The sequence below is a fragment of the Empedobacter sp. UBA6305 genome (assembly GCF_002440405.1).
GTDB lineage: Bacteria > Bacteroidota > Bacteroidia > Flavobacteriales > Weeksellaceae > Empedobacter > Empedobacter falsenii_B.
In genome coordinates, this window is the sequence record NZ_DJTP01000045.1 from 18,577 (window position 1) to 32,648 (window position 14,072).

Genomic DNA, 14,072 nt, shown 5'->3' on the forward strand with positions numbered 1-14,072 from the left:
AAAAATGAAATCACACATCGCAATTACATTTATATTTTTAATTCATTCATGTTTATTTGCACAGAATTTACCTGCTTTTCCTTCTGCCGAAGGATATGGCAGGTACAGTTCTGGTGGACGAGGTGGAGAAGTCTATATTGTCACAAATCTCAACGATTCTGGTAAAGGAAGTTTACGATACGGAATTCAAAAAAAATTGAGCAGAACAATCGTTTTTGCTGTTTCTGGAAACATTATATTGCAATCTCCTTTGGATATTAATTACGGAAATATTTCTATTCTTGGACAAACTGCTCCTGGAGATGGTATTACGGTTTCTAATTATCCTGTAACCATCAAATCTGACAATGTAATTATTCGTTACATGAGATTTCGTTTAGGCGATTTAGCAAAAGTAGAAGGTGATGCTTTGGGTGGTCGAAATGCACAAAATATAATCATAGATCATTGTTCGGTAAGTTGGGCTACAGATGAAAACATCTCGTTTTATCGTGTCAAAAATCTTACAATTCAATGGTCTATCATATCAGAAGCTCTTAATAAATCTATCCATGTAAAAGGAGCGCATGGTTATGGTGGAATTTGGGGTGGTGAGCCTGCAAGTTTCCACCACAATCTAATTATGAGTAACAATAGTCGAAATCCTCGTTTTAGTGGGTCAGAATCAACGATGAATCCTGAAGATGAAATGGTTGATTTTCGTAATAATGTAATTTTTAATTGGGGCGCAAATTCTATTTATGGCGGAGAAAAAGGAAAATATAATTTGATTAATAATTATTTCAAATCTGGACCAGCCACAAAACATAAAAATAGAATTGTAAATCCTTCTATTCCATATGGTAAATTTTATGTCAACGGAAATTTTGTAAAAGGTTATGCTGATATAACAGCAAATAACTGGAATGGCGGTGTACAAGCCGATGAACCTTTAAAAGCAAAAGCTGAAACTGAATTTGGTAAAAATGAAATTATCACTCATTCTACTGAAAATGCCTACAAAATGGTTCAAGCACATGCGGGAGCAAGTTTAAAACGCGATGAAGTTGATAATCGATTAATTGGTTATTTAACAAACGGATATCCAAAAAATATGACCGGAATTATCGATAGTCAAACAGAAGTTGGCGGATTTCCTACGTTAAAAACATACAATATTCCTACAGATACAGATCAGGATGGAATGGACGATGAATGGGAAAAAAGAAATAATTTGAAAGTTGGCATTAACGATGCAAACGGTTACAATTTATCAAGTCAATATACCAATTTAGAAGTTTATGCAGAATCATTAGTTTCAGAAAAGATTAATTCAGCGAATAACAAAGTCAAAGATTATGATTTTATTGTAGCGAAAGATGGTTCAGGGCAATTCAAAACTATTCAAGAATTAATTGCTGCACTACCCGATTTTAGTCGAGTTCCTGTAAAAGTTTTGATTAAAAATGGTGTTTACAAAGAAAAAATCACCTTACCTCCTTCTAAAACGATGATTAATTTTATTGGTGAAGATCAACACAAAACCATTTTGACGTATGATGATTACGCATCAAAATTAAATAATATTGGTCAAGAAATTGGAACATCTGGTTCGGCTTCATTTTTTATTTTTGGAGATAATTTTTCAGCCGAAAATATAACATTCGAAAATAGCGCAGGCGAAGTTGGACAAGCTGTTGCTGTTCGCGTTGATGCAGATAAAATAAAATTTACAAATTGTCGGTTTTTAGGAAATCAAGATACGTTATATTTAGTGAAAAGCGGAAGCAGACAATATTTTAAGAACTGTTACATCGAAGGTACAGTCGATTACATTTTCGGAGCAGGAACCGCTTATTTTGAAAACTGTCAGCTAAATAATAAAGGGAAAGGATACATTACAGCGGCATCAACGACAGAAGATCAGAAATACGGTTTCGTTTTCGAGAATTGTAAAATTTCTGGGAACAATCAAGATTCTCATCATTTGGGAAGACCTTGGCGACCTTTTGCTCAAACTACTTTCATCAATTGTGACATGGATTTGTCTGTTAAAGCAGAAGGTTGGAACAATTGGGGGAAAGTTGCAAATGAATCTACAACACGCTACTCCGAATACAAATCTACAGGTAAACATATCGCAAATAAAAGAGTTAAATGGAGTCGTCAATTAACTGCTCAAGAAGCTTTAGCTTTCTCTAAAAATAATGTTTTAGGTGATTGGATCGTCAATTAAACTCCTCACTAATTTTAAAAAATAAATACGTATGAAAAAAATTATTGCCACAATAACAACATTAATCCTTGTCACTTCTTGTAGTAACAGATTGGTTCAACATGAAAACAATGGATTTACCTATTCCGAAATTTCTATAAAAGAAGGCGGAAAATGGGTAGATGGAAAAAGAGGTCACAAAGAGTACGAAGGCGGAACATTTCGAAATGTACAAGAACATACTCTTGATCCTCAGCATACCGATCATGCTTTCGATATTCGATACGAAGGTCCAGGTTGGGAAAATCAAAATGTTGGTTATCGTTTGTATTTGGATTGGAGAAATGCTGTTGATATTTTCGGAAAAAAAGTAAAAACGCAAGTTTTGCAAGATGTTGGACAAGATGGATTTGATTCTTATCACGATCCTCAACCTTGGGGACAAGATATTCTGAAAGCTGGTAAATCGCTTGGAATTGGTGGTTTTGGACGATTAGTGAATGATACGGTTGCGCATTTGCATCAAGTTGAAAATACATATGTCAAAGTTAAAAACAGTAAAAATGTTTCGAGTTTTGAAATTGATTATTCTAAATGGAAAACTGCGGATCACACAACAGATGTAAAAGCAAAAGTTTCGATTTATCCTTATGATCGTTTTTCTAAATTTGAATTGAAAACTTTTGTCTTAACGAATGGTTTAACAACTGGTTTGGTGAAATTCAAAAATATTCCGTTGCAGCAAAAGAAAAGCGCAAATGGAAGTTGGGGATATATCGCAACATACGGAAAACAAACTTTAGTTGACAAAAATGATTTGCTTGGAATGGCAATTTTCTATAAATCGGATGAGGTCGAAAAATTAGTAAACGGAAAAGATGATCATTTAATCGTTTTCAAACCGACAACCAAAACAATGACATATTATATTTTGGCAGCTTGGGCACAAGAGCCAAATGGACTTAAAAACGAAACTGAATTCTACAATGATTTGAATTCGAAATTAGTTCAATTAGAAAAGTCTAATCGTTTATAAATAGTTGATAATGAAAAATATTTTAAAAACAACGGTTTGTGGTTTGATGATAATTTCGAGTACGTCTTGTATCAGTCAGAAAAAAAATACAGAAAATATTCTTGTCGATCCAAAGTTAAAATGGTCAGAAAGAATGGCAATTTCAGAAACTATTCGTTTCCCTGATCCTACACTTTTAGATTTTCAAAAAAAACCACGTTGGAGTTATACAAATGGATTGGTTTTAGACGCTATGTACAAAGTATATGAGCAAACAAATAACCAAACTATCTATAATTATATCTACGATTATGCAAATAGAATGATTGATTCGAATGGAAAAATTGATACGTATAAGTTCGAGAATTATAATTTAGATATGATTAAATCTGGCGACGCAATTTTTGATTTATACGAAAAAACAAAAGAAAATCGATTCAAAATTGCAATGGAAACGTTAGATAAACAATTAGAACAACAACCAACAACAACGGAAGGCGGATATTGGCACAAAAAAATCTATCCAAATCAGATGTGGTTAGATGGTGTTTACATGGCCGAACCTTTTCATGCAAAATATGCTACAAAATTTCAGAGCGCAACTGAAGCGAAAAAATCGTATGATAAAATTGTTTTACAATTTGACTTAATCGAAAAATATAACCGCGATCCAAAAACTGGTTTATATTATCACGGTTGGGACGAAAGCAGAAAAGAAAAATGGTCAAATAGTACAACAGGTCTTTCTCAACACTTCTGGTCGAGAGGAATGGGTTGGTACGGAATGGCTTTGGTTGATGTGTTAGACTATTTACCAAAAGATTATCAAGGTCGTGATAAATTAATCAAATACCTTAATCAATATGCGGAGGCAATTGTGAAGGTTCAACATTCTTCGGGAACTTGGTATCAAGTTTTGGATCAAGGAAATAGAACAGGAAATTATTTGGAAGCAACAGGTTCATCGATGTACGTTTATACGTTAGCAAAAGGTGTTAACAAAGGTTATTTACCAAAATCATACATGAAAAATGCCAAAAATGGATTTGAAGGAATTTTAAAAGAGTTTATTCAAGTCGATGAAAAAGGTATTGTAAGTTTAGAAAAATGTTGTTCTGTTGCTGGTTTAGGTGGAAATCCTTATCGCGATGGTTCTTACGAGTATTACATTAGTGAAGAAATAAGAGCAAATGATCCGAAAGGTACTGGACCATTTATTTTAGCTGCATTAGAATTAAATCGTTAATCGCCATGAAATCAACATTAATTCTCCTATCATTATTAGGATTAAATTTCTTGCCAATACACGCTCAAAAATCAAATGTCTGGATATCAGATTTAGGAAACGGAACGTACAAAAATCCTGTTTTATATGCAGATTATTCTGATCCTGATGCAATTCGTGTCGGTGATGATTTTTTTATGACAGCTTCTAGTTTTAATGAAGCGCCAGGTTTACCAATTTTACATTCAACTGATATGATTAATTGGAAATTGGTCAATCATGCCCTACCCGATGTTTTTCCTATTAAACATTTTAGTACGCCAAAAAGAGGTGATGGTGTTTGGGCGCCGAGTATCAGATTTCATAACAACGAATATTATATTTATTGGGGCGATCCAGATTTCGGAATTTACATGGTCAAAACCCAAAATCCTTTCGGAAAATGGGAAGATCCTATTTTAGTTCAAGAAGGAAAAGGTATTATTGATACGTGTCCGTTTTGGGATGAGGACGGAAATGCCTATATCGTACATGGTTGGGCAGGAAGTCGTGCAGGTGTAAAAAGTATTTTGACAATCAAAAAAATGAATGCGGAAGGAACAAAAGTCTTAGATAAAGGAAAACACATTTTCGATGGACACGAAAATCATCCAACTGTCGAAGGACCAAAAATCTATAAACGCAACGGTTATTATTACATTTTTGCTCCTGCAGGTGGAGTAGCTACTGGTTGGCAATTAGTTTTACGTTCAAAAAATATTTATGGGCCTTATGATGAAAAAATTGTTTTAGAACAAGGGAAATCCAATGTCAATGGACCTCATCAAGGTGCTTGGGTGGATACAAAAAATGGAGAAGATTGGTTCTATCATTTTCAAGATGCGGACACTTATGGACGAATTGTTCATCTTCAACCAATGAAATGGATCAACGATTGGCCCTTTATTGGTGTTGATCAAGATAAAAATGGAATTGGAGAACCAGTTTTAACGTATAAAAAACCTACAATTTCGAATAAGTCTGACATTATAAATCCTTCAGAAACAGATGAATTTAAAGAAAATGATATTGGATTACAATGGCAATGGAGCGCAAATCCTTCAATTGTTTGGTACAGTAAATTAGCAAATCAAAATTTTCTTCGTCTTTTCTCTATCAAAGTTCCAGAAAATTCGAATAATCTTTGGACGGTTCCTAATTTGTTAACCCAAAAATTTCCTGCACCAAATTTCACAGCTTCAACAAAAATAAAACTTACGCCTGAAGATGCTACAGAAGGGAAAACTGCTGGTTTATTAATCATGGGAACAGATTATCAATCTTTGGTTATCACAAATAAAAAAGATGGTTATTATTTACAATTGATTCGTGCAGAAAAAGCAGAGAAAAATAATCCAGAAAAAATTCTATCCGAAGTAAAATTAGGAACTAATGAAGTTTTCTTGAAAGTAAGAGTGAGCGAACCTAACGGAGTTTGTCAATTTAGTTTTAGTGAAAACGGAAAAAAATATACATCAATCGGAGAACCATTTCAAGCTAAACCAGGAAAATGGATCGGAGCAAAAGTTGGTATATATAGTATAAGTTCTCAAGATGCGAAACGTGGTGGTTATGCTGATTTTGATTGGTTCAGAGTAGATAAAAATGAGAAATAATGAAGACAAAACAATTTTTATATGCTTTAATTTGCTTCGTTACTTTGTCAAATTTTTGTCATGCTCAAAAAGGAAAATCAATCACCATTTTCTTAATCGGAGATTCAACTGTTGCAGATTATATAGACGATTATGATCCGGGCAAAAACTATATGAAAAACAGATATCCAATTGCTGGTTGGGGACAAGAATTTCAACCATTTTTTGTAAAAGATAATGTACAAGATGTGAAACATTTAGCCAATAAACATATCATCGTCAAGGATAAAGCAAAAGGTGGTCGAAGTACGCGTACTTTTTTTCAAGAAGGTAGATGGCGAGAGGTTTATTCTCAACTAAAAAAAGGTGATTATGTATTGATTCAATTTGGACATAATGATGCCGCCGAAGATAAACCAGAACGATTTGTAAATTTAGAAGGTTACAAAGAATTTTTGAGATTATATGTGGATCAAACAAGAGAAAAAGGTGCAATTCCGATTATTCTAAGTCCTGTTGCGAGAAATTATCCATGGAAAAATGGAAAACTAGAAAATGTACATGGCGAATATCCATTTGTCGCTAAAGAAATTGCAAAAGAAAAAAATGTTCCATTCTTAGATTTGAATCAATTATCGATGGATTTTTTTAACCAAAAAGGACAAGAATATGTGACAAAAACCTATTTCATGAATTTTGAAGCGAATTTGTACGATGCTTATCCAAATGGACAAAAAGATAATACACATTTTCAAATTGCAGGCGCAAAAGCTGTCGCATCAATTGTTTTCAAAGAATTCAAAAATATCATTCAAAACAAAACCATTAAATAATGAAAAAATACATAAAACTACTTACAGTTGCGTTAGCGGTTGTTTGTTCTTCTCATATATCAGCTCAAGTTGATGAGAATATTTACAAGGATATTGAGTTTAATATGCCTAAAGTAAAAGAAACTTCGTTTCCAAATCGTGTTGTTTCAATTGCTCAATATGGTGCAAAATCAGACGGAATTTTCAAAAATACAGAAGCAATCAACAAAGCTATTTCAGAAACAAGTGCAAAAGGTGGAGGAAAAGTTGTTATTCCGCGCGGAATTTGGTTGAGTGGTCCTATCGAAATTAAAAGTAATATCAATTTACATTTAGAAGATGGCGCTTTATTGATTTTTAGTAAAGATTTTAACGATTATCCTTTAGTTGAAACAAGCTTCGAAGGATTAAATACAACGCGTACTGCTTCTCCTATTTCTGCAAAAAATGCGCAGAATATTGCGATTACAGGAAATGGAACAATCGATGGAAATGGTGATGCGTGGCGTTTTGTAAAGAAGGGTAAAATGACAGATTCTCAATGGAAAAATCTAGTTGCGTCTGGCGGAGTTTTATCAGATGATAAAAAAACGTGGTTTCCAAGCGAAGGTTCTAAATTAGGTTATATCAGCAGTTCTAATTTTAATGTTCCTGATAAAATTAGCAAAGAAGATCTAATTAAAGTAAGAGATTTTTTACGTCCAGTAATGGTTAGTATTGTTAATTCGGATCGTGTACTTTTAGATGGTCCAACGTTTCAAAATTCACCAGCATGGAACATTCATCCGTTAATGAGTTCGAATATTATCATTCGAAATTTGAATGTTAGAAATCCTTGGTATTCGCAAAATGGAGATGGATTGGATTTAGAATCTTGTAAAAATGTGTTGATTTACAACAATACGTTTGATGTTGGTGATGATGCGATTTGTTTCAAATCTGGAAAAGATAAAGATGGTCGCGATCGTGGAATTCCTACTGAAAATGTAATTATCAAAAATAACACAGTTTATCATGCGCACGGCGGATTTGTGATTGGTAGCGAAATGTCTGGTGGTGTTCGTAATGTTCATGTTTCTGGTGCAACTTTTATCGGAACAGATATTGGTTTAAGATTCAAAACGACTCGTGGTCGTGGTGGATTAATCGAAAATATTTACATCTCTAATATTGATATGATTAATATTCCTGCGCAAGCAATTGGTTTTAACATGTTTTACGAAGGAAATTCTCCGATTGTAGAAGATGATCAAAATGCAGATGACGAAAAAAGAAATGATAAAAAAGTTCCTGTAACAGAGGAAACTCCAACAATTCGAAATATATTTTTCAAAAATATTAATGTTGTAAGTTCTCACGAAGCTTTGTTTATCATGGGACTTGCAGAAATGAATATTAAAAATATTGTGGTTGAAAATTCAACTTTCGACACGAAAAAAGCTTTAAGTATTATTGACGCTGATGGAATTCAACTGAAAAATATAAAATTCAATTACAAAGAGGGAAAAGCGGTCACAATTTTTAACAGTAAAAATGTTGATTTAAGCACTACTGAATTCAAGTCAGCTACAACTCCAGAAATTAAGATTATTGGTAATGAATCTGATAAAATCAAGTTACCAAAAGCATTTGATAAGAAGAATGTAACAAGTTCTAAAGAAGTTAAAAAGAATGCAGTTATCAATTAAAAAGATTTTGTTTGTTTTTATGATGCATTTGGTGATAGCCTTCGGTCAAGTTGAGAGACCGAAGGCTTCGCCTTATACAATCGAAACGACTTACAAAAAATTAAAGAAAAATTACCCTTTTATTACGCCGATTTCTTCTAAAAACTTCGAAAACATTAATGCGTTTGAAGATATAATTTATCAAGAAAAACATCAATTAAAAGCAGATATTTATCAACCAAAAAATCAAACTAAATCCTCTATAGCAATTGTTCTTGTACATGGTGGAGGTTGGATTTCGGGTAGCAAAGAAAATCAAAAACCAATGGCTCAAACGTTGGCTTCAGCTGGTTTTGTAACGATGGCGATAAATTATAGATTAAGTGATGCTGCAAAATATCCAGCTCCTTTAGAAGATATGGATGATGCGGTTAATTATTTGAGAAAGAATCGTAAAAAACACAAACTCGATCAATCGAAAATCGTTATTCTTGGCGCTTCTGCAGGTGCTCAATTGGCAACACTTTACGGCGTAAAATCAAAGAAAATTGCTGCAATTATCAATATTGATGGAATTGTTTCTTTTATTCATCCCGAAGCTGAAGAAGGTACTTATGCCAGTTATTTTTTCGGTTATACGAAACAAGATAATTTTGAACTTTGGAAAGAAGCTTCGCCTTTAGAATATGTTACTTCTAAAACGCCTCCTACTCTATTTATCAATAGTTCGCAACCGAGATTTCGAGCTGGTAGAGATGATATGATGAAAAAATTAAGCGATTATCATATTCTAAATGAAGCATACGAAATTAAGAATTCGCCTCATTCTTTTTGGTTGATGAATCCTTGGTTTGATGAAACGAAAGACTACATTATTGATTTTTTAACGAAACGATTTAACAAATGAAAATCATTCAATTCATTTTTATAGTTTGTTTACATTTCATCTATACTAATGTAAATGCTCAATACAAAACAATTACTGTTGCAAAAGATCAACAAGCAGATTTTACATCTATTCAAGAAGCGATTAATTCGTTGAGAGATTTAGGACCAGATCAAGCTTTGATTCTTGTTAAAAATGGCGTTTATCACGAAAAAATTAGAATTCCTTCTTGGAAACATAAAATAAAGATAAAAGGTGAAGATTCAGAGAAAACTATTATTACTAATAATGATTTTTCAGGAAAAATAGATGGTTTAACCAATCAAAAAATGACAACCTATACTTCCTACACTTTTTTGGTTGAAGCAGATGATATACAATTAGAAAATCTCACGATACAAAACGAAAGTTGTAACCAAGGTCAAGCTGTTGCTCTGCATGTGGAAGGCGATAAATTTGTGGCAAAAAATATTCGGTTATTAGGATGTCAAGATACATTGTACACAGCTACAAATAGAAGTCGTCAATATTATCAAAATTGTTATATCGAAGGAACGACAGATTTTATTTTTGGTGAAGCAATTGCCGTTTTTGAGCATTGTACCATAAAAAGTTTGGCTAATTCTTATATTACAGCTGCGGCAACACATCAAGAGCAAGAATTTGGTTATGTTTTTTTCAATTGTAGTCTTATTGCAGAAGACAATTTGACAAAAGTTTATTTGGGAAGACCTTGGCGTCCTTTTGCCAAAACAGTTTTTATACATACCGAAATGGGAAAACATATTCTTCCTATTGGTTGGAACGAATGGAAAGGTGATGCAATGTTTCCAGATAAAGAAAAAAAAGCTTATTATGCAGAATATAAAAATAAAGGTTTAGGAAATAATCCTCAAAAAAGAGCAATTTGGTCGCATCAATTAACCGAAAAAGAAATACAAAAATATACCATCGAGAATATTTTTAACGGATGGAATCCAAAGCAGAATTAACATGAAAAAAATAATTTTATCAACGATTTTATGCTTGTTTTTTAGCATAATATTCGCACAAAAAAGAACCCTATTTCTTGTTGGAGATTCGACAATGGCGAATAAAGAAAATCCAACTAAAAATCCCGAACATGGCTGGGGACAACTTTTGCCTGAGTTAATGAATTCTGATTTAGAAATTCAGAATCATGCAACAAATGGAAGAAGTTCCAAAAGTTTTAGAACAGAAGGAAGATGGAAAAAAGTTCAGAATCAATTGAAAAAAGGTGATTATGTAATCATTCAATTTGGACATAACGATCAAAAAATTGAAGATTCTGTTCGTTACACAAATCCTGTCACTCAATATCGCGCAAATTTGGAACAATATGTTACAGAAGCACGAGCAAAAGGTGCTATTCCGATTTTAATGACTTCTATTGTTCGTCGAAATTTTAATGAAAAAGGCGTTTTGGTTGACACTCACGGTTTATATCCTTTGATTGTGAGAAGTGTTGCAAAAGATTTGGATGTTCCGTTTGTTGATATGCAATATTTGACAGAGAAATTGGAAATAAAATATGGTCCAGGAAACTCTAAAAAATTGCATTTACATTATCAACCAAATGAAATTGATTATTATCCAAAAGGCAAAAACGATGATACTCATCTATCAAAACTTGGAGCCGAAGAAGTTTCGAAATTAGCTGTTAAAGAACTGATCATACTAAATATCGGCTTAGAGAAATATATTAAAAAATAAGTTTTTAGTTTTCATTCTAAATCAATACCCCTCAACAAGAAATTTTGAAGAGGGGTATTTTTGTATTTTAAAAACTAAATCTTAGGTTCTTGTTGACTCAAACAATGGAAAGATCCTAGTCCCCAAATAATATCTGTAGAATCTATTCCTACAACTTTACGATCGGGGAAACATTTCTGAATAATATCCAAAGCAATTGCATCTTTTGCACAACGATAAGTTGGTACAATGACAGATTTATTCGCAATATAAAAATTCGCATAAGAAGCAGGTAAACGCTCACCTTCGCAATAAACCGCATCCGGCATTGGCAATTCAATAATGTTTAATGGACGTCCATCTCGTAATTTCATTTCTTGCAATTGGCGAAGATTCACTTGCAACAATTCGTAGTTATCATCCGATTCATCTGTTTCAACAACCGTCAAAACTGTATCTTCATTTACAAAACGAATTGTATCATCAATGTGTCCATCCGTATCATCACCAACAATTCCGTCTTCTACCCATAGAATTTGCGAAACTCCGTAATAATTTCTTAAAAATTCTTCGATTTGTTCTTGCGAATAATCTGGATTACGATTTTCATTCAGTAAACAAGATTTTGATGTCATCAACGTATCTTTTCCATTAAATTCGACCGAACCTCCTTCCATAATAATTCCAGGATGAAAAACAGGAAGATTAAATTCTGCACCAATTCTTGTTGGCACAACATCGTCATTTTCAAAAGGTGGATATTTTCCTCCCCACGCATTGAATCCCCAATCAACAATAACTTTTGGGTTATCAGGATTGTTTTTATTCAATAAAAATGCAGGACCATGATCGCGACACCATGCATCATTTGTTTCATTAAAATAAAACTCAACTTGTGACAAATCTGCATCCGTTTTTTCGATAAAAGACAACGCAAACACTTTCATTTCTTCATCTTTCACATTAATACGAACCTTTTCACCTTTCGATAATTCAGCAATAAATTCAGCATAAGCTGGATAAATTAACTGAATACGATCTGGCCAAGATTCTTCTTTGTGCGGCCAAGACAACCATGTTGCTTCGTGTTCTTCCCATTCGGCAGGAAATCTATATCCTAAATCTTTTGGGAATTTTGATGTATCTATAGTGTTCAATTTTATTTCTTTTCTAAAAGTTTAAACGTATTTTCGATATGTCCAGTAACTTTCCAATTATCATGACCTGGAATAACTTGTTTAATTTTTGGATGTTTTGTAACTAGTTTCTGTACTGTTTTTGGCCATTCAGTAACATTTGCTTCACCTGTGTAACCTAAATTTACAGCGTCAGCACCTTTTATCAAACAACCTCCATTCAGCACTTTATATTTTGGAAACCAAACCACAACATTATCAGAAGTATGTCCTTCACCAAAATATTCAACAACAAATTTTTCATTACCAAATTTGTATGTTTTTCCTAATTCAATCTCAAATTTTGATGTCGCTTTTCCTTCTTTTTTTAATTTAGAATTGGTTAAAGAAGTTGCATAAGTAGGAATATTCAAATCATTATAAAAACTTAAATCTCCTGCTCTATCATCATGCGAATGTGTTGCAAACACAGCGATAACTGGCAAATTATACTTTTCTTGTAACATATCATTTAATTCTTGATATTGCGATTTCTGCCAAGGAACATCAAACAAAACGATTCCTTTATTCGTTACCAAATACATTCCATTTGCATTATACTCAACACCATTAAACGAATTGAATGTTTGATAAACAAATAAATTGTTATTAATCGGATCAATCTGAATTGGTTTTATTTGACCAAATGCAAAACTTCCTATCAATGCTATAAGTGAAAATAATTTCTTCATTAATCCTCGTCTATAAAACGTTTTGTAATTGGTTGATAAGAATCGATGCGGCGATCTCTTAAGAAAGGCCAGTGTTTACGGAAGAAATCAGATTCGTTCAAATCCAATTCAACCACTTCTGTTTCCTCTTTATCATGCGTTGCTAAGTACAACAATTTTCCCTGCGCATTTGTCGCAAAAGAGCCTCCCCAGAACTTCATTGCTCCATCTTGCTCAAAACCAACACGATTTACAGAAATAACCGGAACTCCATTCGCAACCGCATGTGAACGCTGAATTGTTTGCCAAGCATTGTATTGATCTTGATTTGTTTCTTCGTCTTGCGTCGTATCCCAACCAATCGCAGTAGGATAAAATAAAATTTCTGCTCCCATCAATGCTGTTATACGAGAAGCTTCTGGATACCACTGATCCCAACAAATTAACACTCCAAATTTTCCAAATTTAGTATCAAAAACTTTGTAACCTAAATCACCTGGAGTAAAATAGAATTTTTCATAAAACGCAGGATCATCTGGGATATGCATTTTGCGATATTTTCCTAAATATTGTCCATCAGCATCTAAAATAGCGGTTGTATTGTGATATAAACCTTGCGCACGTTTTTCGAATAATGAAGCGATAATTACCACTCCCAATTCTTTAGCTACAACTGATAACGCATCTGTTGATGGTCCAGGAATTGCTTCTGCTAAGTCGAAATTATCGTAATCTTCTACGTCACAGAAATATAATGAGGTAAACAATTCTTGCAAACACACAATTTGAGCGCCTTTTGCAGCTGCTACTTTTACTTGCTCTATTGCTTTGTTTAAATTTTCTTGTTTGTTATTAGTACAAGTCATTTGTACCATTCCAACTTTAACTTTTGCCATTTTATAAATAGGTCTAAAAATAAAAATGAATAATAATTACAAAAATAGCGAATTTAGTAGGATTTAATCTATTAGAATTTATATTTAAGAATATTTTATGTTTCAAATGTGATGAAATTTAAATTTCTATCAATCTATCTAGCAATGCTATTTTGAGAACAGATTTAAGAAAATTTTAAAAAAA

General features: G+C 33.0%; 12 protein-coding genes. 9 read left to right on the forward strand and 3 right to left on the reverse strand.

Annotated features, from left to right (window positions below; all coding sequences use genetic code 11):
* Nucleotides 1-4: 4 nt before the first annotated feature.
* The 9 genes from B3M86_RS11200 to B3M86_RS11240 are packed head-to-tail and all read left to right on the forward strand — an operon-like array spanning nt 5 to nt 11,167.
* On the forward strand, nt 5-2,215 hold the full coding sequence (locus B3M86_RS11200; protein ID WP_291076810.1) for a pectinesterase family protein: 2,211 nt from the start codon (nt 5-7) through the stop codon (nt 2,213-2,215).
* A 31-nt stretch (nt 2,216-2,246) separates the two neighbouring features.
* On the forward strand, nt 2,247-3,230 hold the full coding sequence (locus B3M86_RS11205) for a DUF4861 family protein (protein WP_291046874.1): 984 nt from the start codon (nt 2,247-2,249) through the stop codon (nt 3,228-3,230).
* 10 nt (nt 3,231-3,240) lie between these two features.
* Complete coding sequence (locus tag B3M86_RS11210) at nt 3,241-4,455, forward strand: glycoside hydrolase family 88/105 protein (RefSeq protein ID WP_291046876.1); 1,215 nt, start codon at nt 3,241-3,243, stop codon at nt 4,453-4,455.
* Between the two features lie 5 nt (nt 4,456-4,460).
* Complete coding sequence (locus B3M86_RS11215; RefSeq protein ID WP_221855152.1) at nt 4,461-6,089, forward strand: glycoside hydrolase 43 family protein; 1,629 nt, start codon at nt 4,461-4,463, stop codon at nt 6,087-6,089.
* On the forward strand, nt 6,089-6,901 hold the full coding sequence (locus B3M86_RS11220) for a rhamnogalacturonan acetylesterase (protein WP_291076808.1): 813 nt from the start codon (nt 6,089-6,091) through the stop codon (nt 6,899-6,901). The genes B3M86_RS11215 and B3M86_RS11220 overlap by 1 nt, the downstream gene beginning before the upstream one ends.
* On the forward strand, nt 6,901-8,568 hold the full coding sequence (locus B3M86_RS11225) for a glycoside hydrolase family 28 protein (RefSeq protein WP_291076806.1): 1,668 nt from the start codon (nt 6,901-6,903) through the stop codon (nt 8,566-8,568). Before B3M86_RS11220 ends, B3M86_RS11225 begins: the two co-directional genes overlap by 1 nt.
* Entirely contained in the window at nt 8,552-9,454 is a 903-nt protein-coding gene (locus tag B3M86_RS11230) for an alpha/beta hydrolase (RefSeq protein WP_219034313.1), read from the forward strand. Before B3M86_RS11225 ends, B3M86_RS11230 begins: the two co-directional genes overlap by 17 nt.
* Nucleotides 9,451-10,425: a pectinesterase family protein gene (locus B3M86_RS11235; protein WP_291076804.1), complete on the forward strand. Its 975-nt coding sequence runs from the start codon at nt 9,451-9,453 to the stop codon at nt 10,423-10,425. The genes B3M86_RS11230 and B3M86_RS11235 overlap by 4 nt, the downstream gene beginning before the upstream one ends.
* Nucleotide 10,426: 1 nt before the next feature.
* Nucleotides 10,427-11,167 carry a rhamnogalacturonan acetylesterase gene (locus tag B3M86_RS11240; protein WP_286495612.1) on the forward strand — a complete coding sequence of 247 codons (741 nt, stop codon included), beginning with the start codon at nt 10,427-10,429 and terminating at the stop codon, nt 11,165-11,167.
* Nucleotides 11,168-11,241: 74 nt separating this feature from the next.
* Here B3M86_RS11240 and B3M86_RS11245 read toward each other — a convergent pair whose 3' ends face one another.
* The 3 genes from B3M86_RS11245 to B3M86_RS11255 are packed head-to-tail and all read right to left on the reverse strand — an operon-like array spanning nt 11,242 to nt 13,888.
* On the reverse strand, nt 11,242-12,303 hold the full coding sequence (locus B3M86_RS11245; RefSeq protein ID WP_219034310.1) for an agmatine deiminase family protein: 1,062 nt from the start codon (nt 12,301-12,303) through the stop codon (nt 11,242-11,244).
* A 2-nt stretch (nt 12,304-12,305) separates the two neighbouring features.
* Nucleotides 12,306-13,013: a subclass B1 metallo-beta-lactamase EBR-4 gene (locus B3M86_RS11250; RefSeq protein ID WP_114999921.1), complete on the reverse strand. Its 708-nt coding sequence runs from the start codon at nt 13,011-13,013 to the stop codon at nt 12,306-12,308.
* A complete protein-coding gene (locus tag B3M86_RS11255; RefSeq protein ID WP_291076802.1) occupies nt 13,013-13,888 on the reverse strand; it encodes a carbon-nitrogen hydrolase in 876 nt (291 codons plus the stop codon). The genes B3M86_RS11250 and B3M86_RS11255 overlap by 1 nt, the downstream gene beginning before the upstream one ends.
* Nucleotides 13,889-14,072: the final 184 nt, after the last annotated feature.

Excerpts from the sequence above, each read along its gene's own strand:
- B3M86_RS11200 (WP_291076810.1), top strand. The coding sequence starts at position 5 with ATGAAATCACACATCGCAATTACATTTATATTTTTAATTCATTCATGT.
- B3M86_RS11205 (WP_291046874.1), top strand. The coding sequence starts at position 2,247 with ATGAAAAAAATTATTGCCACAATAACAACATTAATCCTTGTCACTTCT.
- B3M86_RS11210 (WP_291046876.1), top strand. The coding sequence starts at position 3,241 with ATGAAAAATATTTTAAAAACAACGGTTTGTGGTTTGATGATAATTTCG.
- B3M86_RS11215 (WP_221855152.1), top strand. The coding sequence starts at position 4,461 with ATGAAATCAACATTAATTCTCCTATCATTATTAGGATTAAATTTCTTG.
- B3M86_RS11220 (WP_291076808.1), top strand. The coding sequence starts at position 6,089 with ATGAAGACAAAACAATTTTTATATGCTTTAATTTGCTTCGTTACTTTG.
- B3M86_RS11225 (WP_291076806.1), top strand. The coding sequence starts at position 6,901 with ATGAAAAAATACATAAAACTACTTACAGTTGCGTTAGCGGTTGTTTGT.
- B3M86_RS11230 (WP_219034313.1), top strand. The coding sequence starts at position 8,552 with ATGCAGTTATCAATTAAAAAGATTTTGTTTGTTTTTATGATGCATTTG.
- B3M86_RS11235 (WP_291076804.1), top strand. The coding sequence starts at position 9,451 with ATGAAAATCATTCAATTCATTTTTATAGTTTGTTTACATTTCATCTAT.
- B3M86_RS11240 (WP_286495612.1), top strand. The coding sequence starts at position 10,427 with ATGAAAAAAATAATTTTATCAACGATTTTATGCTTGTTTTTTAGCATA.
- B3M86_RS11250 (WP_114999921.1), bottom strand. The coding sequence starts at position 13,013 with ATGAAGAAATTATTTTCACTTATAGCATTGATAGGAAGTTTTGCATTT.
- B3M86_RS11255 (WP_291076802.1), bottom strand. The coding sequence starts at position 13,888 with ATGGCAAAAGTTAAAGTTGGAATGGTACAAATGACTTGTACTAATAAC.